This window comes from Streptosporangium sp. NBC_01810 (genome assembly GCF_035917355.1).
GTDB lineage: Bacteria > Actinomycetota > Actinomycetes > Streptosporangiales > Streptosporangiaceae > Streptosporangium.
The window spans coordinates 2,575,391-2,597,886 of the sequence record NZ_CP109070.1; the positions used below are offsets into that span (position 1 = coordinate 2,575,391).

Below are 22,496 nucleotides of genomic sequence, written 5' to 3' on the forward strand. Positions count from 1 at the left end.
ATTAATCAACCCGTGAGTCTGTGCCCGCCGGGGAGTCACGCGGCCCGGCACGCCTCCGTCTCGGGGGCGGAGGTCTCGGGGGCGGAGGTCTCGGGGGTGCGTCCGATGACGGACCGTGGGCGGCCGGCGCGCTCCGCGCGGTACGGCTCGTGCGCCCAGCCCGGCCTGCTCACCCGGAGCGTCTCGTAGTTGTGGGGAGTGGTGTCCGGTCTGCCCGTCCTGTCTCGCTCGGATGCCCCGGTCAGGGAGAGTGCGGCCTCGGCCTTGGACGCCATGGCCGGGGAGAGCGCGATCTCGGCCTTGGATGCCCCGGCCGGGGAGAGTGCGGCCTCGGCCGGGGGCGCTCCGCCGGTTGATCGCTCCGCCCGCCGCCGAGGTTCCTGCCGCCCGCTCCTCATGCGGTGCCGTCCCGCCGAGACGCGGGGGCGCAGCCGGGACAGGACGAACGACGTGCCGAGGACGAAGGTCAGCAGCCCCGCGACCATGGCGGTCTCCACGGAGACGGGAGACATGGCGGAGGTATCGGCCAGGGCCGTGGAGCCCGGGGCGGGTGCCGGGCGGACCTCGATTCGGCCGACCGTCTGCGGGGTGCTGCCGTCCGTGTCCGACGCGGCGCCCGTCAGGTTCTCCTTGACCTTGCGCGGCAGGCCGTAGCCCACGACCTTGCTCTGGTCGCGTGTCTTGCGTTTCAGCCAGACCCGGTCGACGTTCCCCTCGATGGTGTGGATCGTTCCACCCTCGACGCTCTCGACGACACCGACGTGGTCGATCCCCTTGATGTCCTTGCCGCCCGACCAGTCGAAGAAGACCAGGGCACCCGGCTCGGGTGTCCGTGACCAGGCGCCGTTCGTCTCGAACCAGCGGGCCTGCGACGGGGTCCAGGCGAACTGCCCGACGTACTCCGGCACGCCGGCCCTCTCCGCGGCCCAGGCGATGAACATCGCACACCAGGGGGCCGTTTCGTACTGCGGGTCCTGAACCACGTTGGCCGCGTACCACTCACCGAACTTGCTGTGCCGGCCGGGCCCCTCCCGGTACCCGATCTCGGGCCTGATGATTCTGAGCAGATCGTCACCGATCGGATCCATGGCCGTGAGCCACCCCGTCCACTCTCCTCCGCCCTTCCGCGAAGGGGGGCGCCGTCCGATAGAGCTGGACTGTATTCGCAGAAAAACTGAGAAGTGAGGCTATTTGCATAAAAAGCAGGGTTGCAGGGCTGTTGAATACCGTATTCGACAAAAGGGATGAAACCCGGCCTCGCGTCCTTTAGTATCGACCGGTGGCCGGGGCGGGCACGGCGTGCGAGAGTACGAGGTCACCTCGGGTGACCGGGGGCACACCAGGATCCGCCCATGCCCATCGGGTCGAATAGCATGTGATCGCACATGCGCGGTATGCGCGGGTGCCGACGTCGAGACCCGACCTCCCGGTCCGGCGAAAACACCGGACGCGAAGGCGGAGTGGGTTTCCATGTTCGACGACAAGACACAGGAGACCCTCCGCCGCCTCCTGGACCTCGCCGAGCACCCCGCGACCCCGCAGGCCGAGCGTGTCCTGGCCGTCGCGCGGGTCCGGGCCCTCATCATGGTGCCGGAGGGCGACGCCCGCAGGGCACCGGTCACCCCGGCGATGGAGGCCGGGATCCTCAGCAGGGTCAGGCCGCTCGCCCACCGGGTCGAGGAGGGTCCGGTGAACGCGGTGCACGGGGACCTCTACGCCTTCAGCACCCGCTACCGGGTGATCGGCGAACTCGCCGAGGAGATCGCCCTCCTGCTGGAGCGCTGGAGCGCCGCCGTCCCGCAGAAGCGTCACCGGCACGAGGAGGCCGTCAGGCTCGCGGCCTCGAAGCTCGTCTACCTGCTGGAGCGGCGCGACCTGTTCCGCAAGCCCAGGTGGGGCAACCGCCCGAGAACCAGGTAGACCTCTCAGCGGTCCGGGCGGTCGGCGAGCAGGGGGAGCAGCGGGTTCCACGCCGTACCGTCCCGGGCGTCGCGCCGCCGCCGGGCGATCGCGCTCAACGCCTCGAGAACCACGCGGTTGGCCAGCGCGGCGGTGATGTCCGCGTGGTCGTAGGGCGGGCTGACCTCCACCACGTCGACTCCGACGACCGGCAGCTCCAGGCAGATGCGCCGTACGGAGTCGAGGAGCTGGCGCGCGGTGATGCCGCCGGGCTCGGGCGTCCCGGTGCCCGGCGCGTGACCCGGGTCGCACACGTCGATGTCGACGGACAGGAAGACACCGTCGCACTCGTCGGTCGCGATGGCGAAGGCCTCGGTGAGGCACTCCGTCAGGCCGCGGTGCACGATCTCGGTCATCTCGTACGAGCGCATCGAGCGCTCCGCCATCCAGTCCAGCGTCTCCGGCGGCGGCCAGTAGCCGCGCAGGCCGATCTGCAGGAACCGGTCGCCGCGCAGCGCCCCCGACTCGATGAGCCTGCGCATCGGTTGCCCGTGCCCCCACAGCGAGCCGAACTCGATGTCGCCGGTGTCGGCGTGGGCATCGAAGTGGATCATCGAGATCCGGCCGTGCCCGAGGACGTTGGCCACGCCCTTGGCATCGGGGAAGGCGATCGAGTGGTCACCGCCCAGGATCACCGGGATGGCTCCGGCCCGGGCCACCTTCTCGACGGCGGCCTCCAGCGCGGCCAGCGCGGCCAGGATGTCGCCGGGCGGCATCTCGACGTCACCGGCGTCCAGGACGCGCAGGTCGCGCAGCCCGTCGGTGCGCAGTGCCAGGCTGGGGCGCGCCCCGTCGTGCGGCAGGTAGTCGGTCATCCGGATCGCCTGTGGCCCGAAGCGCGCTCCCGGCCGGTGCGAGGTGCCGCCGTCGAACGGCGCCCCAACGATCACGATGTCGGCGCCCGCGTAGCTCGCGGGCTCTTCCAGCGAGCACCGTTCGACGCCGAGGAAGGTGATGTCGGGCCCGAACTGGGCCCCGTAGCGGTTCGTCAAGGCCTCTCCGGCGCATGTGATGGGTGGTGGCCGTGGCCCAGGGAGACTTTCCGCCTCGGCGAGGCGTGACCTCGCGGGAGCCGGTGATTCTTCCCGGGGCCACGGCGTGTGAACTGGCGGATCCCGGTGTCCGGGGGGAAGGGCGGCCGGTCACCGTCTCGATGAGGTGAAACCCGCCAGAGCTCTCCGTCGACGCGCCGTACGGGGATGTGACCCGCCGTCTGGCGGCATCGCACAACCGTGACGGTAAGCAGCTCTGGCCGGCCGCCTCAATGATGTTGCAGGATGTTGCGCGGGATTCGCCGTCGTGCTCGGGGGCACGGGCCGTTCCCTCGATCAGCGAAACCCGCGCAACCAGTCCTACCTGCCTGTCGGCTCGCCGACAGGGTCGTCGGCCTCGCTCTCCGGCGCGGGATCGTCACCGGCGCCCAACTCCTTACGCAACCGGTCAAGATCCATGCTGTGGCTGCTGTACTTCAGCTCGCGAGCAACCTTCGTCTGCTTCGCCTTGGCTCGGCCCCGTCCCATTGGCTGTACTCCCTCACGCAGGCCGTGCTCGGCCTCTCGTCACTGTCGCATCGCCGGCTGGCGCGCTCTGACGCCGCAGGTCAGCCCGCGGTAGCCGTACCAAGTATCCCGCTTCGCGGTCGATCCGTCATTGATCGGGCTCGAACCGGCCGGAGACCTGTGGAAAACGGCTCCGGCCATCATAGCCAACGTCATTACGATTTGAAGAATTATGCAATTTGGCACATCATCAGGAAGGGTGTACCGGTAAACCGGACGCCGGAGGATTGACCTGGTCCACAGGAGGTGGGGGCGTGAGCGAGTTCGCGGCGGAGTTAAGAGCGCGCATAGCGGATGTCGACGGCGAGTTGGAGCTCATGCGCCAGGCTTCCGACGATCACGGGGTCGAGGTCCTGTCCGGAAGGCTGGAGAACCTGCTGCGCATCGCCGACCGGCACGGCGTCGAGGTACGACACTCCGATGGCGGGCCAGCCGTCGGGGCCGCATGATCATGCCGGTGCCACTGCACCAGGCCAAGGCCGAGCTCTTTCGCACCCTCGGCCATCCGGTCCGCGTCCGGGTGCTGGAGCTGCTGCAGGACAGCCCCCTGCCGGTGCGGGATCTGCTGAGTGCCATCGATGTCGAGGCGTCCAACCTCTCCCAGCAGCTGGCGGTGCTGCGCCGCGCCGGGCTCGTGACCGCCACCCGGGACGGCGCCACCGTCGTGTACGCGCTGTCCACCCCGGACGTGGCCACCCTGATGTTCGCGGCGCGATCGATCCTCACCGAACTGCTCGCCGGGCAGGGTGAGCTGCTCGCCGAGCTGCGCGCCGAGGCTCGCGGGTGAGCACGTCCACCGCCGCTGGACGGTGGTGGGCCCGCCTGTCGGGTCTGCTGCCCACTCGCGCCGACTGGGCGCCCGCGCGCCGTGATCCGCGACGGGATCTGCTGGCCGGGCTGACCGTGGCGGTCGTGGCGCTGCCCCTCGCGCTGGCCTTCGGGGTCAGTTCGGGGATGGGGGCACAGGCGGGTCTGGTCACCGCGATCGTCGCCGGGACGCTCGCGGCGGTTTTCGGCGGGAGCAACCTGCAGGTCTCCGGGCCGACCGGCGCGATGACCGTGGTGCTGGTGCCGATCGTGCACCAGTTCGGCGCACGCGGTGTGCTGATGGTCGGGCTGCTGGCCGGGGTGGTGCTGGTCGGGCTCGCCGTGGCCAGGGTCGGCCGCTACGTTCAGTTCATCCCCACCTCGGTCATCGAGGGGTTCACCGCCGGGATCGCGGTGGTGATCGCGCTGCAGCAGGTGCCCGCCGCCCTCGGGGTCTCGGGAGTGGAGGGGGAGCAGGTCTGGCGGGTGGCCGCCGAGGCCGTCGCCCGTTTCGCCGCCGCCCCCGACCCGGTGCCCGTGGTGATGGCAGTGGCGGTGGCCGCCCTTATGCTGGTCGGCGCCCGCCTACGGCCCGGCCTGCCCTTCTCGCTGATCGGTGTGGCGCTGGCGACCATGGTCACCGCCTTCGCCGGCCTTGATGTCGCCCGCATCGGAGCGCTTCCCGCCGGCCTGCCGGCCCCCTCGCTGGGCTTCCTCGACACCGGCGCGATAGCCGCGCTGCTTCCCTCGGCGCTGGCCGTCGCCGCGCTAGCGGCCCTGGAAAGCCTGCTGTGCGCCTCCGTGGCCGACGGGATGAGCGTCAACGAGAGACACCACCCCGACCGCGAGCTTTTCGGCCAGGGCATCGCCAACCTGGCCGCGCCGCTGTTCGGCGGCATCCCGGCCACCGCCGCCATCGCCCGCACCGCGGTCAACGTCCGTTCGGGCGCCCGTTCCCGCCTTGCCGCGCTCACCCACGCGGTGGTGCTGGCGGTGATCGTGTTCGCCGCGTCCGGAGTCGTCGGGCACATCCCGCTGGCGGCGCTGGCCGGTGTGCTGCTGGCCACGACGGTGCGGATGATCGAGGTCGGCTCGCTGCGCGCCATCGCCCGCGCGACACGTGGTGACGGGCTCGTCATGCTGCTCACCTTCGTCGTCACGGTCGTCGTGGACCTGGTGACCGCGGTCGCCGTCGGCATTGGCACGGCGATCGTCCTGGCGCTGCGCGCCATCGTCAGGAACGCGCAGGTGCAGCGGGTGCCGTTGGAGAGCGGTGACCACAGCGAGGAGGAGTACCGGCTCCTGCGGGAGCACATCGTCGCCTACCGGTTCGACGGGCCGCTGGTGTTCGCCGCCGCCCACCGTTTCCTGCTGGAGCTGTCGGAGGTCGCCGACACGCGCGTGGTGATCCTGCGCATGTCCCGTGTCTCCACTCTCGACGCCACCGGGGCGCGGGTGTTGGGGGAGGTGATCACCGATCTGGAACACCGCGGCATCGTCGTGCTGCTGTCCGGCATCCGGCCCGGTCACGATCAGGTTCTGGCCGCGCTCGGTGTGGCCGACCATCTGCGTCGCGATGGCCTGATCTTTTCCGACACCCCCGCCGCCATCATGCACGCCCGTGACCTGCTCACCGGTGTCGCCGAGGGAGGGCCGCGGTCGAGGACGTCCGCCGAGTGCCGGGATGATGTCACGGCCGGACCGTGAACGGCCGGGCGCGCCGCTGAGCGCCGCGAAGGGGAATCCGCCCCGCCCGCCGACTGCCCCGTTATTTTGTTTCCCGGCTGGACGAACATCAAGATCAAGGAGTTCTTCCTCGCCCTCGTGATGATCGCCCACAGGTTCCTGGGCGGGGTGCGCGAGGTGCGGTGACCGCCGCGCCGCCGGGCTCCCGCCCCGGGCAGGCGGGAGCCCGGCCGCCCGGCCGGGTCGTTCAGCCTGCCATGGTCGTCTCGGGGTCGTGGCCGTAGAGCCAGGCGTTCTGCCGGAGCGGGTCGCCGCCGGCGAAGGCCGCGTCGCGCTCCAGCTGGGCGGGCCCGTCGGGCAGGTGGTTCTGTACCTCGCGGCCACGGCTCATCAGCTGAACCTGCGAGGCCCGGGGCCGGCGGATCTCCTCGTAGCGGACCAGCGCCTGTGCCACCGTCTCGCGGGTGGCGTCGCGCAGGCAGCTCGCGAGGACCACCGCGTCCTCGACCGCCTGGGCGGCTCCCTGGCCGAAGAAGGGCAGCATCGCGTGGGCGGCGTCACCCAGCAGGGCCACCCGCCCGGATGTCCAGCGATCCAGGGGGCTGCGGTCGTACAGGGCCCAGCGCCTGGTCTCGGTGGCCGAGGCGACCAGTTGCCTCAGCCGAGGGTCCCAGGTCTCGAACTCGCGCGCCAGGTCTCCGATACGCCCCTCGGCGGTCCACGACTCGACACGCCACTCGCCGGCGGGCACGATCGCGACGATGTTGATCAGCTTTCTGTCCCTGATGGGGTAGTGGACGAAGTGGCGGCCCGGGCCCAGCCAGAGCGTCTGCACCCGGCGCAGCGCCAGCTCCGGTGCCTGCTCGGCCTCGACCAGGCACCGGTAGGCGCACAGCCCGGAGAAACGCGGCGGCGCCTCCTCGACGACCGTGGGCCGTACCGCCGAGTGGATGCCGTCCGCGCCGATCACCCCGTCGGCGGTCACCGTCGTCTTCTCGCCCCGGCTGTCGGTGAAGACCAGTTCGACCTCGGAGCCGTCCTGGCGCAGGGTCTCCAGCCGCCGGTCGGCCCTGACCGTGTCCGAGGGCAGCGCCTCCAGCAGCATCTCCAGCAGGTCGGCCCGGTGCGCGACGTAGCAGTCGGTGCCGTACATCCGCCGGCACTCCTCGCCCATCGGCTGGGAGAACAGCACCCGGCCGTCCTGCCAGCGCCGGAACTCCCAGCCGGCCTCCAGTGGTACGGCGAAGGACGCCAGTCGCTCGCCGAGCCCGGCCCGCGCCAGGGGGCGGACCATGTTGGGGCCCACCACGATCCCGGCGCCGACCTCACGCAGCTCGGCGGTCTGCTCGTACACGACTGCCTCGACACCGGCCTGCCGCAGCAGCAGGGCAGCGGCCAGCCCGCCGAGACCTCCGCCGATGATGGCGATTCTCACTCTGGAGATCTTCGTACATTCCATCCCAATACGGTAATGGGGCAGGAGGAACAGGTGATCACGGTGGTGCGAGGGGCCCACCTCGCGGCCGCCCGGCGCGGGTGCCCTTCCGCCCGTCCTTGTCGCACGGGTGAACGCGTCCGCCGCATCGAGATTGGAATGCCTCAGCGGAGGAATTGTCGATGTATGGACGCACTCGCGCACGTCGACGCCTACTGGCGCGCCGCCAACTACCTGTCCGTCGGTCAGATCTATCTGCTGGCAAACCCGCTGCTGACCGAGCCGTTGCGACCCGAGCACGTCAAGCCCAGGCTGCTGGGGCACTGGGGGACCACGCCGGGGCTGAACTTCTGCTTCGCCCACCTCAACCGGATCATCACCGAACGCGACCAGGACATGATCTACGTCGTCGGTCCCGGCCACGGCGGTCCCGCGGCGGTGGCGCATGCCTGGCTGGAGGGCTCCTATACCGAGAAATATCCGGATGTGGGGCAGGATGCTCGGGGGATGCAGCGGCTGTTCCGGCAGTTCTCCTTTCCCGGCGGCATACCCAGCCACGTCGCGCCCGAGACACCGGGGTCGATCCACGAGGGCGGTGAGCTGGGCTATGCCCTGGCCCATGCCTACGGAGCCGCGTTCGACAACCCGGACCTGGTGGTGGCCTGTGTCATCGGTGACGGCGAGGCCGAGACCGGGCCGCTGGCGGGCAGCTGGCACTCCAACAAGTTCCTCGACCCCGCCTGCGACGGGGTGGTGCTGCCGATCCTGCACCTGAACGGTTACAAGATCGCCAACCCGACCGTGCTGGCCCGGATCCCCGAGGAGGAACTGGTCAAGCTGATGGAGGGGTACGGCTACCGGCCGCACTTCGTCTCCGGCGACGACCCCGAGGTCATGCACATGCTGATGGCCGAGACCCTGGAGCGGGTGTTCGACCAGATCGCCGACTACCGGCAGGGACGGGCCGACCGCCTGCCGATGATCGTCCTGCGGACGCCGAAGGGGTGGACGGGGCCGCGCGAGGTCGACGGCCTGCCGGTGGAGGGGACATGGCGGGCGCATCAGGTGCCGTTGACCAGGGTGCGTGACAGTCCCGAGCATCTGGCGATGCTGGAGGAGTGGATGCGCTCCTACCGGCCGGAGGAGTTGTTCGACGGCCGGGGCCACCCGGTGGCGGAGGTCCTGGAGACGGTCCCCGAGGGGCCGCTGCGGATGAGCGCCAATCCGCACGCCAACGGCGGTGAGCTGCTGCGGCCGCTGGAGCTGCCCGACTTCCGCGACTACGCGGTCGAGGTGAAGGCTCCCGCTCGCGTGTCGACGGAGCCCACCCGGGTGCTGGGGACGTTCCTGCGTGACGTGATCGCCGCCAACCCCGACAACTTCCGGTTGATGGGCCCCGACGAGACGGCGTCCAACCGGCTGTCGGCGGTCTTCGAGGTCACCGACCGGGCCTGGGACGCCGAGATCCTGCCCACCGACGAGAACCTCGCCAGGGGCGGGCGGGTGATGGAGGTGCTCAGCGAGCACCTGTGCCAGGGCTGGCTGGAGGGGTACCTGCTGACCGGCCGTCATGGGCTTTTCAACTGCTACGAGGCATTCATCCATATCGTCGACGCGATGTTCAACCAGCACGCCAAATGGCTGGAGGCCTGCCGTAAGATTCACTGGCGGCGGCCGATCGCGTCGTTGAACTACCTGCTGTCATCGCATGTGTGGCGTCAGGATCACAACGGTTTCAGTCATCAGGATCCGGGATTCCTGGATGTGGTGATGAACAAGAAGGCCGAGGTGGTGCGGGTCTACCTGCCGCCGGACGCCAACACGCTGCTGTCGACGGCGGATCACTGCCTGCGCTCGCGTGACTACGTCAACGTGATCGTGGCGGGTAAGCAGCCGGTGCTGGACCTGCTGCCGATGGACAAGGCGATCGCGCACTGCACCCGGGGCCTGGGCATCCTGGAGTGGGCCGGCAGCGATGCCGGCACCGAGCCGGACGTGGTGCTGGCGTGCGCGGGGGACGTGCCCACGCTGGAGACGCTGGCGGCGGCGGCCCTGGTGCGCGAGTACCTGCCCGAGCTGAAGGTGCGGGTGGTCAACGTGGTGGACCTGATGCGGCTGCAACCGCCGAGCGAGCATCCGCACGGCATGTCGGACGCGGAGTTCGACACGCTCTTCACCGCCGACAAGCCGGTCGTCTTCAATTTTCACGGCTATCCGTGGCTGATCCACCGGCTGACCTACCGGCGCCACGGCCATGACAACATCCATGTGCGCGGCTACAAGGAGGAGGGGACCACCACCACCCCGTTCGACATGGCCATGCTCAACGACATCGACCGTTTCCACCTGGTCATGGATGTCATCGACCGGGTTCCCGGGCTGGCGGAGCGGTCGGCGCATCTGCGTCAGCACATGATGGACCGCCGGCTGAGCGCTCGCGCCTACACCCGTGAGTACGGCGAGGACCCCGCCGAGATCCGCGACTGGACCTGGCCGTACTGACCGGCGCCCCTGCCCACGCCCCTGACCGCGACCCTGCCCCCGGGACCGCACCGTTCCCCGGGGAGGTCGGGCACCCTCCCCGGGGAACGGTGCGTCCACAGGGACGGTGAGAAAGGGGCCGCGGTCCCCGGCTCTCAAGCGCGTGAACGTGCCGGCCCCCATGGGGGCCGGCACGCGTGCCGGTTTCACGGCGGATGGTCAGTGAGGCTGTTCGGTGACGAGAAACGCGACGCCGCCACCCTCGTCGACGTCGGCGTCCAGTGACTTGTCGTCCAGCATGTCCACGACCTGCGGGTCGAGGAAGATCCGTGCGCCTGCCGACTCCACCACCCTGTCGGCGGACTCGGGGTGTTCGGCGATCGAGAGCATGAGCGATCCGGTGCCGTCGCTCTGGGACGAGATGCGGACCCCGGTATCGGGAGAGTCCGTCACCTGTGAGCTGAGATCCCGGATTACCTGGGCTGCGATGTCCGTCAATGTGAGCATTGCTACTCCTTGTCGGTATCGGGAGTTGAACTCTTCGCCCTTGCCCGCTCTCATCCGGCCCAACCATCCGCCCGGATTTTCCCGCGGCGGTCACGCCCCGGTTGTGCCGGCGGATCAGCCCTTTTGGCCGAGACGCTCGATGTGCCCGGCCGCCTTGCGCAGGCGATCAGGGCGGGGTCCCACCCGGGGGCGAACCGGGGACACCGCGGCGGGAGGCGTATCGGGCTCCGTTGGGCCCCCTGGGGCGGTGCGGCGCCCAGCAACCGCTTGCTGAAAGTTCCGACAGGAAAATGACGTCATCAAGCATCTTCTTGCATGCGGATGACTCCATTCCGTGTCACCACTGTATATCCGCAGGTCATAGCGGTTGTTCGCTCACGACGGGGTGTTGCGGCGAGATGGCCGGCCGATCGCTGTCACTTTTTTGCATCTGAATTGACGGCCTCTTGCTACTTCCTGCGCGTCTCTATATGTTTCTCGCAACCGACCCGCCAAGGAGTGCCTCGGATGAAATCTCCCAAGCTCTCGATGCTGCTCGCCGCAGCCATCGCGCTCACCGCCGCCGGGTGCGGCAACGACGACAGCGGATCCAAGGCCGCCGAAACCAGTCCGAGCGCCGCTGGGGCCGATGCTCCGGTCACGATCTCCGTCGGCTGCCAGCCGCCGAAGAGCAACCCGCTGGAGCGAACCGCCTGGGACGAGGACGTCGCCGCGTTCCGGAAACTGCATCCGAACATCACGATCGACAGCAAGGACGCCTTCCCCTGCATCAACCCGGACACCTTCCAGGCGAAGCTGGCCGGCGGCACGATGGAGGACGTCTTCTACGTCTACTACACCGATGTAAAGAAGATCATCACGGCGGGCCAGGCGGCCGACATCAGCCCGTACGTCGGCAGTGTCACCAAGCTGGGCGACCTGCGGCCCGACGTCATGAGCATCTTCAAGGAAGGCGACAAGGTCTACGGCCTTCCCAGGAACAACTACTCCATGGGCCTGGTCTACAACCGCAAGCTGTTCACCGAGGCGGGTCTCGACCCCGCCGCGCCGCCCAAGACCTGGGCCGAGGTGCGTGAGGCCGCGAAGAAGATCTCCGGGCTCGGTGCCGGATATGTTGGATTCGGTGAGTACAGTGCCGGCAACACCGGCGGCTGGCACTTCGCCGCCTCCCTCTACGGGCGTGGCGGCGAGATGGTCACCCCCGACGGCAAGACCGCGGCGTTCAACAGCCCGGAGGGCAAGGCCGTCCTGGAGAACCTCAAGACCATGCGCTGGACCGACAACAGCATGGGTACCAAGCAGCTCCTCCAGTGGGAGGACCTGATGAGGATGATGGGCGGCGGCAAGCTCGGCATGATGATCGGCGCCCCGGATGTCGTCCAGACGGTCAACAACGACTTCAAGGGCAAGTTCGAGAACTACGGGGTCACCGCCCTGCCCGAGGCCAGGGCCTCGCTCAACGGCGGCGACGGATACATGATCAACCCCAAGGCCACGCCCGAGAAGATCAAGGCCGCCATGCTGTGGCTGGAGTTTCACGAGCTGACCCCGGGCCAGGGCCAGTTCGACTACGCGCGCAGCAAGCAGCAGGGCCGCCCGGTCGGCCTGCCGATCCCCGACCTGTACGGCGACACCGCGCCCGGCAAGGAGATCACCGAACTGCGCAAGACGAACGCCACGGTGCCGGTGGAGAACTTCACACCCTTCGTGGAGGGATCGGCGACCATCCAGAACAAGCTTGAGCCGCCCAAGTCCCAGGAGCTCTACGCGATCCTCGACGTGCCCATGTCGGCGGTGCTGACCAGGCAGGACGCCGACATCGACAAGCTCCTGGCCGACGCCGAGGCCAAGGCCAACAAGGTTCTCGCGAAGTCGAGCTGACCTTCTGACACCCGGGGTGCCGGCCCGACGGGCCGGCACCCCGACACTCATGTCGAAATCGGGAGTCGACCGATGACCACAATGACCGTGAAAGGCTCACGGAGGCGGGGGCCGGGAGCGTTCCGGCGCGGGCTGCGACGCAACCTGACCGCCTACGGGTTCCTCTGCGCGGCGCTGATCTGCTTCGCCTTCTTCTCCTGGTACCCCATGGTGCGGGAGGTACTGCTCAGCTTCCAGCAGACGAACTTCGTCGACGATCCGACCTGGGTCGGCCTGGGGAACTTCCGCACGGTGACGGAGGACTCGGCGTTCGCCGACGCGTGGCTCAACACCCTCGCCTTCACCGGTCTTGCGCTCGTGTTCGGCTACGTCATCCCCTTCGTGGCGGCGATCGTCCTCAACGAGCTGCGACACGCGCGGGCCTACCTGCGGTTCATCGTCTACCTCCCGGTGATGCTGCCGCCGGCCGTCGGGGTGCTGCTGTTCAAGTGGTTCTACGACCCGGGCGCCGGACTGTTCAACCAGATCCTGGATCTGGCGCACCTGCCGGCCCTGAGCTGGCTCGACTCCACCGACACCGCGCTGATCTCCCTCGTGATCGTCTCCACCTGGATGAACCTGGGAACCGGCACGCTGATCTACCTCGCCGCGCTGCAGAGCATCCCGAGCGAGCTGTACGAGGCCGCCGAACTGGACGGTGCCGGGATCTTCAAGAGGGTCTGGCACGTCACGATCCCGCAGACCAGGCTGATCCTGCTGGTGATGCTGCTGCTGCAGATCGTGGCGACCATGCAGGTCTTCATCGAGCCGTACCTGCTCACCGGCGGCGGCCCGGAGAACGCGACGCTCACCGTCGCCTACCTCATGTACCAGTACGCCTTCAACTTCGGTGACTTCGGCGCCGGAGGCGCGCTCGGGCTGATGCTCATGGTCGTGCTGATGGTGTTCTCCGCCTTCTACCTGCGCCTGTCGCGGGACGACCAGAGCTAAGGAGGCAGCCGAGCCGATGTCGAACCTCGCAGTCCAATCACCTCGCCCGGCTCCCGCCCTTCCTCCGAAGCGCGGCTCCGGAGGAAGGGGCAGGCGGCCGCGCGCGGCCAAGGAGGCGCCCAGGGAGTTTCGCAGCCTGGTCTCCCCGCACACGCTCAACACCCCGCGCGGGCGGCTGATCTACCGGATCACGCTGACCCTGGTGGTGGTGGCCTTCACCGCCGCGTTCGTGTTCCCGCTCTACTGGATGGTCACCGGCGCGCTGAAGACCCCCGAGGAGCTCGCCCAGATCCCGCCGAGCTTCTTTCCCACCTCCTTCGACTTCGGGGTGTACGCCGAGGCGTGGGACCAGCTCGACCTGGGGCTCTTCCTCACCAACACCGTCGTCTACGCCGGCGGCGCCTGGCTGTTCACGCTGGCCATCGACGTCTCGGCCGCCTACGCGCTGTCCAAGCTGCGGCCCGTGCTGGGCAACGTGGTCCTGGCGCTGATGCTGGCCACACTCATGATCCCGCCGATGGTCATCCTGCTGCCCGCCTACCTGACGGTCAAGGACATGCCGATCTTCGGCTGGGACCTGCTGAACACCCCGTGGGTGATCTGGTTGCCCGCGGCGGCCAACGGGTTCTTCATCTTCCTGCTCAAGCGTTTCTTCGACTCGATCCCCCGGGAGTTGCTGGAGGCCGCCCAGATCGACGGCGCCTCTCCCGCCCGCATCCTGTGGTCGATCGTGCTTCCCGTCTCCCGGCCGATCCTCGGAGTGGTGTCCATCCTCTCGGTGGTCAACGTCTGGAAGGATTTCGTCTGGCCGCTGCTCGTGCTGCCTGACGGGGAGAAGATGACGATCAGCGTGGGCATCGCCTCGCTCTCGGCGCAGATGCCGCAGAACGTGCTGATCGCCTCATTGGTGATCGCGAGCATCCCGACCATGGTGGTCTTCTTCATCTTCCAGCGCAGCATCATGGCCGGCCTCACCGCCGGCAGTCTCAAGGGCTGACCTCGTTATCCACTTCAACCGCAAGGAGTTGTTCCAGCATGTCCGGCAGCACCTTCCCGGGAGCGACCCCGGACCCCGAAGCATGGTGGCGGGGAGCCGCGATCTACCAGGTCTATCTCCGGAGCTTCGCCGACGGCGACGGCGACGGGATCGGCGACCTCGCGGGACTTCGCGCGCGCCTGCCATACCTCTCCGACCTGGGCGTCGGCGCGATCTGGCTCAACCCCTGGTACCCGTCGCCGATGGCCGACGGTGGATACGACGTGGCCGACTACCGTGACATAGAGCCATCGTTCGGCACGCTCGCCGAGGCGGAGGAGTTCATCGCCGAGGCGCATGCCCTGGGTATCAAGACGATCACCGACATCGTCCCCAACCATGGCTCCGACCAGCAGAAGTGGTTCGTGCGCGCGCTGGAGGCCGGTCCCGGATCGCCCGAGCGCGACCGCTTCCTGTTCCGTGAGGGAAGGGGAGCGGGCGGTGAGCTGCCACCCAACGACTGGCAGTCGATCTTCGGCGGCTCCGCGTGGACCCGGGTCGCCGACGGCCAGTGGTACCTGCACCTGTTCGCCCCCGAGCAGCCCGACTTCAACTGGGCCAACCCCGAGGTCGTCGAGGAGTTCCACGACGTGCTGCGCTTCTGGTTCGACCGGGGTGTGGACGGCATCCGGGTCGACTCGGCCGCCCTGCTGGTCAAGGACATGGACGGCGGGGGAGGACAGGAGGCATACACGGACCTCGACGGCGTACACGACATCTACCGAGGCTGGCGCCAGGTGGCCGAGGAGTACGACGACCGGATCCTGATCGGCGAGGTGTGGCTGCCCGACCAGGAGCGCTTCGCGCTCTACCTGCGCCCCGACGAGATGCACACCGCTTTCAACTTCGACTTCCTGGCGTGCACCTGGGACGCCGACGCGCTGCGCCGGTCGATCGAGGAGACCCTGGCCACGCACATCCCGCTGGGCGCGCCCCCCACCTGGGTACTGTCCAACCACGACGTGACCCGCCCGGTGACCAAGTACGGCAGGGCCGACACCTCCTTCGACCACGCCGACCGCAAGCACGGCATGCCGTCGGATCCGGTGCTGGGCGAGCGGCGGGCCCGTGCGGCCGCTCTGCTGGCGATGGCGCTTCCCGGCGGGCTCTACGTCTATCAGGGCGAGGAGCTGGGGCTGCCGGAGGTGGAGGACCTGCCGGACGAGCTGCGCCAGGACCCGATCTGGGTCCGTTCCGACCACACCGACCCCGGCCGCGACGGCTGCCGGGTGCCGCTGCCGTGGTCGGGTGACGAGCCGCCGTTCGGGTTCGGCGCGGGGCAGCCGTGGCTGCCGCAGCCGCCGGAGTGGAAGGCGCTGACGGCCGAGGTGCAGGCCGCGGACCCGGCGTCCATGTTCACCCTCTACCGCACCGGGTTGCACCTTCGCCGTGAGCTGCTCGGTGACGGCACGCTGGCCTGGCTGGAGGCGGGGGAGGGGGTGCTGGCCTTCCGCCGGGAGTCGGGCCTGATCTGCGTGGTCAACCTCGGCTCGGAGCCGGTGTCCCTGCCGGAGCACGAGTCGGTCCTGCTGGCCAGCGGCCCGCTGGAGGGTGACAGGCTCCCCTCCGACGCCGCCGTCTGGCTCCGGGTGACCTGAGCCGCGCCCCCGGGGGGCGAGGGCAGGGGAGTGCCGCCATCGGTGCCGATGTCGGGGACCGCGCGCTCTTCTGTCGTCAGGCGCGGTGGGGGTTCTCTCCGGCGCGGGTGATGACCACTTCGGGGACGACGGTGCGGGCGGACAGCCGGGTGAGGCTGAGGGCCGGTTCGGCGATGACCAGGCCGATGCCGCGGGAGGCGCCGGTGACCAGTGCCGAGGGGCGTGTGTTCATGCTGTTGCCGTCTTCCTGTTCAGGGCGCGCAGCCCGGCCGCGGCCAGCTGCGGGACCGCCGCTCCCACGGTGTCGAAGCCTTCCCCCACGGTCAGGCCCTGCCGGTGCCGGGCGTAGATGCCTTCGGCGATCACGGCGATCTTGAAATAGCCCAGGGCGAGATAGAAGTCGAGCCGGCCAAGATCACGACCCGAGACTCGGGCGTACCGCTCGGCCAGGTCCTCGGGTGCGGGCAGCCGCTCGCTCGTGGAGGCGGCCGACCCGGCGAGCACCGGCTCGAACGCGGGATCGCGGTAGACCAGATGCAGCGCCAGATCGGTCAGCGGGTCGCCGAGCGTGGCCATCTCCCAGTCGACGAGCGCGCGCATCGTGCCGAGGTCGTCGTCGGCGAAGATGGCGTTGTCGATGCGGAAGTCGCCGTGCACGACGGCGGCCCCACCGGTGGCGGGCGTCGTCTCGGCCAGCCTGCCGCGCAGCGCGTCGATGTCGCGCAGCTCACGGGTGGCCACCCGCTGCCACTGGTCGGACCACCTGCCGACCTGCCGCGCCAGGAACCCCTCCGGACGCCCGAAACCAGACAGGCCAACGTCGCCGTACGGCACAGCGTGCAGAGCGGCGAGCACCTCGATCAGCCCGTGCGCGCAGCGGGCCAGCTCGGCGGGGCCGTACCGGTCGAGGTCCTCGCGGCTTCGGACGACCGCGCCTGACACGTACTCCACGAGCGAGAACGCGCATCCCAGGACCGACGGGTCCTCGCACAACGCCACGGCGCGGGCGACCGGGACGCCGCTGCCGTACAGGGCGGCGACCACGCGGTACTCGCGGGCCACGTCGTGCGCCGAAGGGGTCAGGCCGCCGAGCGGCGGGCGGCGCAGCACCCAGGAGGTGCGGCCGTCGCTCAGCCGGTAGGTGAGGTTGGAGCGGCCGCCGTGCACCAGGTCGGCGCTGATCGGGCCGGACGCCTCCGGGACGTGCAGGTCGAAGTACTGCTGCAGGGCCGGAAGGTCCAGCCCCGGCAGGGATCCGGTCATCGCGCGGACCCGGCGGCGCGGCGCAGCGCGCGGCGGGCGATGGCCCAGCGGTGGGTTTCCGTGGGGCCGTCGTAGATCCGGAAGGGGCGGATCTCGCGCAGGAAACGCCCCAGCAGCACGTCACCGGAGATGCCGAGCGCGCCGCAGATCTGCACCGAACGGTCCACGACCCGCCAGACGGCCTCGGCCGTGAAGGCCTTGGCGATCCCGGTGGACTGCGCGCCGGAGCCGCCGTTGTCCAGCTCCCAGCAGGCCTGCAGCGTCAGCGCCCTGGCCGCGGCGAGGTCGATCTCGGAGTCGGCGATCATGCCCTGCACCATGCCGAGGTCGCCCAGCCTGGAGCCGAACAGCCGACGCTCCGAGGCGCGGGCGAGCGCGATCTCCTGGGCCCGCCGCGCTATGCCGAGCCAGCGCATGCAGTGCGTCATCCGCGCCGGGCCGAGCCGTACCTGGGCGTAGTCGTAGCCCTTGTCCACCTCGCCGAGCACGGCCTCGTCGGGCACGACGCAGTTGTCGAACACCACCTCGCAGTGCCCGCCGTACATGCTCTCGTCCAGGGTGTCGATGTGGCGGACGATCTTCATTCCGGGGTTGGCGGCGTCCACCAGGAACATGGTCGCGCCGCCGCGGTCGCCGGGGTCACCGGAGGTGCGGGCCATGCAGATGGCGAAGGCCGCGCCGTCGGCGCCGGTGATGAACCACTTGCGCCCGTCGATCCGCCAGCCGCCGGCGACCCGGCGCGCCATCGTGCTCAGCGCGGCCGGGTCCGAGCCCGCGCCCGGAGCCGGCTCGGTCATGGCGAAGCAGGACCGGATCTCGCCCTGGGCCAGCGGGCGCAGGTAGGTCTCCTTCTGCGCCGGGCTCGCCACAGCCTCCAGGAGGTGCATGTTGCCCTCGTCGGGGGCGGCGATGTTCAGCGCGAGTGGCCCGAACAGCGACCAGCCCGTCTCCTCGAAGACCGCCGCGCGGCCCCGCATGTCCAGGCCGTGCCCGCCGTACTCGGGCGACACGTGCGGTGCGAACAGGCCGGCCTGCTTGGCCGCGCTCTGCAACCGGGTGCGCATCGCGTCACCGCCGGCCGCCGCGACGCCGCCGAAGCGCTCCTCCTCGGGCACCACGACCTCACGCACGAACTGTGCCGTTCGCTCGGCCAGTTCGGCCACGCGTGGCTCATGCGACAAATCAACAGGCATCGGATCCCCCTATCATTGGCTAATGAGCATTAGCCTCATTCTTAGACAGCTGATCCTGTGAGGTCAAGAGGTCCTCTGAACAGCGTTTTTCGCGACCCGAACTCGGCTACGATCAATTAGCCAGATAGGACGAGGTGGTAGTCATGACGGGGCGGGCCGCAGACATCAAGGCGGCGGCGCTGGCGCTGTTCGCCGAACGCGGGTATCAGGCGACGACGATGGCCGACATCGGGGCGGCCATCGGAATCCGCGGGCCGAGCCTGTACAAGCACGTCGGATCCAAGCAGGAGCTGCTCGTCCAGATCATGACCGCGACGATGGACACGCTGCTGGCCAACCATCGCGCCGCGATCTCAGGGTGCGACGACGTGGCCGAACGCCTGCGGCGGGCCGCCGAGGCACACGTGCGCTTCCACGCAAGGCACCGCCTGGAGGCGTTCGTGGGCACCCGCGAGATCCGGAGCCTCGAAGACCCGCACGACACCGAGGTGCTGAAACGACGTACGCGGTACGAGCGCGGGTTCCGGAAGATCATCGCCGAAGGGGTCGAGGCAGGGCGTTTTCAGGTCGCGTCGGTCAAGCTGACCTCGTACGCGATCCTCGACCTCGGCATGGGCGTCTCGGTCTGGTATCGCGAGGACGGTGAGCTGACCGAGGATCGGCTCGTCTACCAGTACGGCGACTTCGCCCTGCAACTAGCCGGCGCACGCTGAGCCGGTGCTCCGGCGTCGACCTCGTTCAGGGGATGTGCGCACCGGCAGTCGCTTGATGCCGTGGGCGAATCAGCCACTGCTTCCGCTCGGGTTCTTGGGCGGCGCCAGGATCGTGTGCGAGGTGATCTACTTTGTAAAGGGCGTGGTTCTGAGTGCCTTCGCGGCCAGAGCGACGAAAAGGGCCAGCAAGGCGGGGATGGCCAGCGCGCGGGGCAGACCCACCAGCTCGGCGGCGCCACCGATCAGCACGGGGCCGGTGAGGAATCCCGCGTATCCCAGGCTCGACACCCGGGCCAGCGCCTGTCCTGCGCGGGCCGGGGCGCGGCGACCGGCCGCGGAGAAGACCTGGGGGACGATGCAGGACAGGCCCGCCCCGAAGCAGCCGAAACCGATCACCGCGGCGACCTGGTGGTCGGCCAGCAGGGCCAGGCCGAGCCCGGCGGCGGCCAGCGCGCCGCACGCGCGCACCAGGTTCACCGGCCCCAGCCGGGCGGCCAGCCTGTCGCCGGCAAGTCGGCCGGCGGTCATCATGACCGAGAAGGCGGCGTAGGCGGCGGCGGCGAACCCGTCGGAACTGCCAAGGCTCTCGCTCAGGTAGACCGAACTCCAGTCGGCCGCGGCCCCTTCTCCGATCATGCAGCAGAAGGCCAGAACACCCAGCAGCATCACGCCTCCACCCCCGCCGGGCGCCGGTCCCGTCCCCGAGGGGATGGCCTGTGCGGTCAGGGTGAGCGCCCAGCGGGCCGCCCAGAGCGCGAACGCGGCGATTACCACGGCGACCGCGATGAACGTCGCTCCCGGGCTGAACGAAGCCTGGGCGAGCAGCCCGCCGGAGGTGGCGCCGAGGAACCCGCCGATACTGAACACCGCGTGGAAGGATGACATGATCGGCCGGCCCGTGGCCTGCTCGACCTCGACGGCGCCCGCGTTCATCGCGACGTCCAGGGTGCCGTGCACCGCACCGAAGGCGAACAGTGCGGCGGCCAGGCCGACCAGGTTCGGCATGTAGGCGGGCAGGATCAGCGCGACGCTCTGGGCGAAGGCCATCGGCAGCATCACCTTGACACTGCCGTAGCGGTCGATCAGGCGGCCGACCACCTGCATGCCGGCGATCGCCCCGGCGGCGATGCCGAGCAGCGCGATGCTGAGCTCGCCCTCGCTCAGCCCCAGCCCCTGTTTGATCGACGGGATGCGTGCCGTCCAGGTGCCGATGGCCATGCCGGAGAGCAGGAAGAGCAGGTAGATCGCCACCCGGCCGCGCAGCAGCGCGGCCCGGTCGAGAGGGGTGACGTGCATGGGGGAGGGCTCCAGTCGGGTGGCGCGGATCAGAGGGTGTGGACGAGCCGGGAGCCATCGGCGCGGGCGCCGAGCAGGGGCTTCGGTCAGACGGTGCGGACGGTGACGCCCGCCGCGACCATGGCGTCGTGCTCGGCGGTGGGGAGTGCGGTGTCGGTGACGACCATGTCGAGGCGGTCCAGCGGGCAGACCGCGCCGAACGCGGTGCGGGTGAACTTGCCGGAGTCGGTGGCCGCGATCACGCGCCGGGCCGAGGCGATCGCCGCCTGCTTGACGGCGACGTCGGACAGGTCGTGAGCGGTGAGGCCGTGTTCGGCGGACAGGCCGCAGCAGCCGATGACCGCGGTGTCGAAGCGCAGGGAGCGGATGGTGCTCTCGGTCAGTGGGCCGGTGAAGCTCAGCTCGCCGGGGCGGACCTCCCCGCCGGGCAGCACCAGGCGGATCCGGGCGGCGGTGCTGAGCTCGGTGGTCACCTGCAGGCAGAGCGGCAGGACCGTCAGGCGGCGGTCACGGATCGCGCGGGCGATCTCCAGGGAGGTGGTGCCGCTGTCGAGCAGCACGGCCTCGCCGTCGGCGAGCAGGGCAGCGACCTCGCCCGCGATCCGCCGCTTGGCCTCCGTCGCCTCGCGTTCGCGTACCACGAAGGGTGGTTCCTCTCCGCGCAGCAGCAGGCTCACCGCGCCGCCGCGGATCCGCCTGACCACGCCCTGCTGGGCGAGCTCGTCGAGGTCGCGGCGGATGGTCATCTCCGAGACCGCGTGCTCGACCGCAAGTTCCGCGACGGAGACGACGTCGCTGGCGCGCAGTGCCGACATGATCGCGCGAATGCGATTGTTACCTTCCATGTGTTCATTTGAACATGTGGTGTGTGAGGTTGGCAAACGTGCGGAACAATGGCCGCCATGCGCGCGAGTCGTCTGCTCTCCCTCCTGCTGCTCCTGCAGACGCGGGGGCAGCTGACGGCCACCGAACTGGCCAGGGAACTGGAGGTCTCCGTCCGCACGGTCTACCGCGATGTGGAGGCGTTGTCGTCGGCCGGGGTGCCGGTCTACGCCGACCGAGGGCCCGCCGGTGGATATCGCCTGCTGGACGGCTACCGTACCCGCCTTAACGGCCTGACCGCCGAGGAGGCATCCTCGCTGTTCCTGGCGGCGCTGCCCGGCCCCGCCGCCGAACTGGGGCTGGCCGAGGTCGCGGCGAACGCCGAGTTGAAGATGCTCGCCGCACTGCCCCCCGAGCCGCGCTTTCACGCCGCCAGGATGCGCGAGCGCTTCCACCTGGACGTGCCCGGCTGGTATCGCGACGCCGACGCGGTCCCTTTCCTGGGCGAGGTCGCCGAGGCGGTGTGGGAGCAGCGCCCGTTGCGCATGACCTACCGTCGCTGGGGTCCCCGCGACGTCGAACGCCTGGCACACCCGTACGGCCTGGTCCTCAAGGGGGGAGCGTGGTACATGGTGGCCGTCGCCGGTGAGGGGGAGCCGCGTACCTACAAGGTGGCGCGGATCGTGAGTGCCGAACTCCTGGCCGGGCGTTTCGAGCGCCCCGCCGGCTTCGACCTGCCCGCCTTCTGGCAGCGTTACACGGCCGGCTTCCGCGAGCGGATGTACACCGGCGAGGCGCTGGTGCGGATGGCGCCCGGCACCGAGGGGATGCTGCGTCACACGGTCGGCGCCGAGGTCGCCGAGGCCGCGCTCGCCGCGGCGGGCCCGCCCGACGAGCTCGGCTGGGTGCTGCTGCGCCTGCCGACCGAGTCCATCGGGCACGCCCACTGGCTGCTGCTGCGCCTGGGGGCCGACATCGAGGTGCTGGAGCCGCCCGAGCTGCGTGAGCGGATGGCCACCACCGGCGCAGACCTGGCCACGCTGTACGGCACGAGTTTCGGCTGATCGTTCGCCTGCCCGCCCCGCCCCCCATCGCGGCCACTCTGCTTCGCCGCATCGCAGAGTGGATCGACCAACGCACCCTCGCTGCCTCCCCTCACCTGGGTTCCGCAGCTAATCAGGGTTCTGGGCCACGGCTGAAGGTGTAGATGCTGGTCAGAGGGGTGGGGACTGGTCGGATTCTCGATTCTGCCTAGATACACGCATATTCG

General features: G+C 69.7%; 21 protein-coding genes. 11 read left to right on the forward strand and 10 right to left on the reverse strand.

The annotated features are described in order from the left end of the window. Positions 1 to 35 precede the first annotated feature (35 nt). Positions 36 to 1,088: a CHAP domain-containing protein gene (locus OIE13_RS11620; RefSeq protein WP_326829974.1), complete on the reverse strand. Its 1,053-nt coding sequence runs from the start codon at positions 1,086 to 1,088 to the stop codon at positions 36 to 38. Between the two features lie 382 nt (positions 1,089 to 1,470). On the opposite strand from OIE13_RS11620, the gene OIE13_RS11625 reads away from it, so the two are divergent. Continuing rightward, complete coding sequence (locus OIE13_RS11625) at positions 1,471 to 1,920, forward strand: hypothetical protein (RefSeq protein ID WP_326640215.1); 450 nt, start codon at positions 1,471 to 1,473, stop codon at positions 1,918 to 1,920. Between the two features lie 5 nt (positions 1,921 to 1,925). Here the strand turns inward: OIE13_RS11625 and speB are convergent, their stop codons facing one another. Both speB and OIE13_RS11635 read right to left on the reverse strand, forming a co-directional pair. Then, positions 1,926 to 2,951, reverse strand: coding sequence for an agmatinase (speB, locus tag OIE13_RS11630; RefSeq protein ID WP_326640213.1), 1,026 nt, complete (start codon positions 2,949 to 2,951; stop codon positions 1,926 to 1,928). Positions 2,952 to 3,311: 360 nt separating this feature from the next. Beyond that, on the reverse strand, positions 3,312 to 3,479 hold the full coding sequence (locus OIE13_RS11635; RefSeq protein ID WP_326640212.1) for a DUF3073 domain-containing protein: 168 nt from the start codon (positions 3,477 to 3,479) through the stop codon (positions 3,312 to 3,314). A gap of 293 nt (positions 3,480 to 3,772) precedes the next feature. On the opposite strand from OIE13_RS11635, the gene OIE13_RS11640 reads away from it, so the two are divergent. From OIE13_RS11640 to OIE13_RS11650, 3 genes are read left to right on the forward strand one after another with little or no spacing between them, the layout of a single operon-like run. Then, positions 3,773 to 3,967 carry a hypothetical protein gene (locus tag OIE13_RS11640; RefSeq protein ID WP_326640210.1) on the forward strand — a complete coding sequence of 65 codons (195 nt, stop codon included), beginning with the start codon at positions 3,773 to 3,775 and terminating at the stop codon, positions 3,965 to 3,967. Positions 3,968 to 3,969: 2 nt separating this feature from the next. Next, positions 3,970 to 4,305 (forward strand): ArsR/SmtB family transcription factor, encoded by a 336-nt coding sequence (locus OIE13_RS11645; RefSeq protein WP_326640207.1) that lies wholly within the window; start codon positions 3,970 to 3,972, stop codon positions 4,303 to 4,305. After that, positions 4,302 to 6,032 carry a SulP family inorganic anion transporter gene (locus OIE13_RS11650; RefSeq protein ID WP_326640205.1) on the forward strand — a complete coding sequence of 577 codons (1,731 nt, stop codon included), beginning with the start codon at positions 4,302 to 4,304 and terminating at the stop codon, positions 6,030 to 6,032. The genes OIE13_RS11645 and OIE13_RS11650 overlap by 4 nt, the downstream gene beginning before the upstream one ends. A 226-nt stretch (positions 6,033 to 6,258) precedes the next feature. On the opposite strand, the gene OIE13_RS11655 is transcribed toward OIE13_RS11650, so the two are convergent. Then, entirely contained in the window at positions 6,259 to 7,446 is a 1,188-nt protein-coding gene (locus tag OIE13_RS11655; protein ID WP_326640203.1) for an FAD-dependent monooxygenase, read from the reverse strand. Positions 7,447 to 7,632: 186 nt separating this feature from the next. On the opposite strand from OIE13_RS11655, the gene OIE13_RS11660 reads away from it, so the two are divergent. Beyond that, complete coding sequence (locus tag OIE13_RS11660) at positions 7,633 to 9,948, forward strand: phosphoketolase family protein (protein WP_326640201.1); 2,316 nt, start codon at positions 7,633 to 7,635, stop codon at positions 9,946 to 9,948. A 198-nt stretch (positions 9,949 to 10,146) separates the two neighbouring features. Here the strand turns inward: OIE13_RS11660 and OIE13_RS11665 are convergent, their stop codons facing one another. Beyond that, the gene (locus OIE13_RS11665; protein WP_326640200.1) at positions 10,147 to 10,434 is read right to left on the reverse strand and encodes a Fe-S cluster assembly protein HesB; all 288 of its coding nucleotides are present in this window, start codon (positions 10,432 to 10,434) and stop codon (positions 10,147 to 10,149) included. Positions 10,435 to 10,941: 507 nt separating this feature from the next. On the opposite strand from OIE13_RS11665, the gene OIE13_RS11670 reads away from it, so the two are divergent. The 4 genes from OIE13_RS11670 (at position 10,942) to OIE13_RS11685 (ending at position 15,939) form a co-directional block, all read left to right on the forward strand. Beyond that, the gene (locus OIE13_RS11670) at positions 10,942 to 12,315 is read left to right on the forward strand and encodes an ABC transporter substrate-binding protein (RefSeq protein WP_326640198.1); all 1,374 of its coding nucleotides are present in this window, start codon (positions 10,942 to 10,944) and stop codon (positions 12,313 to 12,315) included. 72 nt (positions 12,316 to 12,387) lie between these two features. After that, complete coding sequence (locus OIE13_RS11675) at positions 12,388 to 13,305, forward strand: carbohydrate ABC transporter permease (protein WP_326829975.1); 918 nt, start codon at positions 12,388 to 12,390, stop codon at positions 13,303 to 13,305. 16 nt (positions 13,306 to 13,321) lie between these two features. Further along, the gene (locus OIE13_RS11680; protein ID WP_326640194.1) at positions 13,322 to 14,302 is read left to right on the forward strand and encodes a carbohydrate ABC transporter permease; all 981 of its coding nucleotides are present in this window, start codon (positions 13,322 to 13,324) and stop codon (positions 14,300 to 14,302) included. Between the two features lie 38 nt (positions 14,303 to 14,340). Beyond that, positions 14,341 to 15,939, forward strand: a complete 1,599-nt coding sequence (locus OIE13_RS11685) for a glycoside hydrolase family 13 protein (RefSeq protein ID WP_326640192.1) — start codon at positions 14,341 to 14,343, stop codon at positions 15,937 to 15,939. Positions 15,940 to 16,015: 76 nt separating this feature from the next. Here OIE13_RS11685 and OIE13_RS11690 read toward each other — a convergent pair whose 3' ends face one another. From OIE13_RS11690 to OIE13_RS11700, 3 genes are read right to left on the reverse strand one after another with little or no spacing between them, the layout of a single operon-like run. Further along, the gene (locus OIE13_RS11690) at positions 16,016 to 16,171 is read right to left on the reverse strand and encodes a hypothetical protein (RefSeq protein WP_326640190.1); all 156 of its coding nucleotides are present in this window, start codon (positions 16,169 to 16,171) and stop codon (positions 16,016 to 16,018) included. Next, entirely contained in the window at positions 16,168 to 17,202 is a 1,035-nt protein-coding gene (locus tag OIE13_RS11695) for a phosphotransferase family protein (protein WP_326640188.1), read from the reverse strand. Before OIE13_RS11695 ends, OIE13_RS11690 begins: the two co-directional genes overlap by 4 nt. Then, a complete protein-coding gene (locus tag OIE13_RS11700; protein WP_326829976.1) occupies positions 17,199 to 18,395 on the reverse strand; it encodes an acyl-CoA dehydrogenase family protein in 1,197 nt (398 codons plus the stop codon). The genes OIE13_RS11695 and OIE13_RS11700 overlap by 4 nt, the downstream gene beginning before the upstream one ends. A gap of 143 nt (positions 18,396 to 18,538) precedes the next feature. Between OIE13_RS11700 and OIE13_RS11705 the strand changes: the two genes are divergently transcribed. Next, positions 18,539 to 19,108 (forward strand): TetR/AcrR family transcriptional regulator, encoded by a 570-nt coding sequence (locus tag OIE13_RS11705; protein ID WP_326829977.1) that lies wholly within the window; start codon positions 18,539 to 18,541, stop codon positions 19,106 to 19,108. A gap of 126 nt (positions 19,109 to 19,234) precedes the next feature. Here OIE13_RS11705 and OIE13_RS11710 read toward each other — a convergent pair whose 3' ends face one another. Beyond that, positions 19,235 to 20,404: an MFS transporter gene (locus tag OIE13_RS11710; protein WP_326640183.1), complete on the reverse strand. Its 1,170-nt coding sequence runs from the start codon at positions 20,402 to 20,404 to the stop codon at positions 19,235 to 19,237. Between the two features lie 86 nt (positions 20,405 to 20,490). Then, positions 20,491 to 21,249 carry a DeoR/GlpR family DNA-binding transcription regulator gene (locus OIE13_RS11715; protein ID WP_326640182.1) on the reverse strand — a complete coding sequence of 253 codons (759 nt, stop codon included), beginning with the start codon at positions 21,247 to 21,249 and terminating at the stop codon, positions 20,491 to 20,493. A gap of 57 nt (positions 21,250 to 21,306) precedes the next feature. On the opposite strand from OIE13_RS11715, the gene OIE13_RS11720 reads away from it, so the two are divergent. Further along, positions 21,307 to 22,290 carry a helix-turn-helix transcriptional regulator gene (locus OIE13_RS11720; RefSeq protein WP_326640181.1) on the forward strand — a complete coding sequence of 328 codons (984 nt, stop codon included), beginning with the start codon at positions 21,307 to 21,309 and terminating at the stop codon, positions 22,288 to 22,290. The last annotated feature ends 206 nt before the right edge of the window (positions 22,291 to 22,496 follow it).

Bases quoted from the DNA above. Each gene is read 5' to 3' on its own strand.
- OIE13_RS11620 (WP_326829974.1), bottom strand. From the start codon at position 1,088: ATGGATCCGATCGGTGACGATCTGCTCAGAATCATCAGGCCCGAGATC.
- OIE13_RS11625 (WP_326640215.1), top strand. From the start codon at position 1,471: ATGTTCGACGACAAGACACAGGAGACCCTCCGCCGCCTCCTGGACCTC.
- OIE13_RS11635 (WP_326640212.1), bottom strand. From the start codon at position 3,479: ATGGGACGGGGCCGAGCCAAGGCGAAGCAGACGAAGGTTGCTCGCGAG.
- OIE13_RS11645 (WP_326640207.1), top strand. From the start codon at position 3,970: ATGCCGGTGCCACTGCACCAGGCCAAGGCCGAGCTCTTTCGCACCCTC.
- OIE13_RS11660 (WP_326640201.1), top strand. From the start codon at position 7,633: ATGGACGCACTCGCGCACGTCGACGCCTACTGGCGCGCCGCCAACTAC.
- OIE13_RS11665 (WP_326640200.1), bottom strand. From the start codon at position 10,434: ATGCTCACATTGACGGACATCGCAGCCCAGGTAATCCGGGATCTCAGC.
- OIE13_RS11670 (WP_326640198.1), top strand. From the start codon at position 10,942: ATGAAATCTCCCAAGCTCTCGATGCTGCTCGCCGCAGCCATCGCGCTC.
- OIE13_RS11675 (WP_326829975.1), top strand. From the start codon at position 12,388: ATGACCACAATGACCGTGAAAGGCTCACGGAGGCGGGGGCCGGGAGCG.
- OIE13_RS11680 (WP_326640194.1), top strand. From the start codon at position 13,322: ATGTCGAACCTCGCAGTCCAATCACCTCGCCCGGCTCCCGCCCTTCCT.
- OIE13_RS11685 (WP_326640192.1), top strand. From the start codon at position 14,341: ATGTCCGGCAGCACCTTCCCGGGAGCGACCCCGGACCCCGAAGCATGG.
- OIE13_RS11690 (WP_326640190.1), bottom strand. From the start codon at position 16,171: ATGAACACACGCCCCTCGGCACTGGTCACCGGCGCCTCCCGCGGCATC.
- OIE13_RS11695 (WP_326640188.1), bottom strand. From the start codon at position 17,202: ATGACCGGATCCCTGCCGGGGCTGGACCTTCCGGCCCTGCAGCAGTAC.
- OIE13_RS11700 (WP_326829976.1), bottom strand. From the start codon at position 18,395: ATGCCTGTTGATTTGTCGCATGAGCCACGCGTGGCCGAACTGGCCGAG.
- OIE13_RS11705 (WP_326829977.1), top strand. From the start codon at position 18,539: ATGACGGGGCGGGCCGCAGACATCAAGGCGGCGGCGCTGGCGCTGTTC.
- OIE13_RS11710 (WP_326640183.1), bottom strand. From the start codon at position 20,404: ATGCACGTCACCCCTCTCGACCGGGCCGCGCTGCTGCGCGGCCGGGTG.
- OIE13_RS11715 (WP_326640182.1), bottom strand. From the start codon at position 21,249: ATGGAAGGTAACAATCGCATTCGCGCGATCATGTCGGCACTGCGCGCC.
- OIE13_RS11720 (WP_326640181.1), top strand. From the start codon at position 21,307: ATGCGCGCGAGTCGTCTGCTCTCCCTCCTGCTGCTCCTGCAGACGCGG.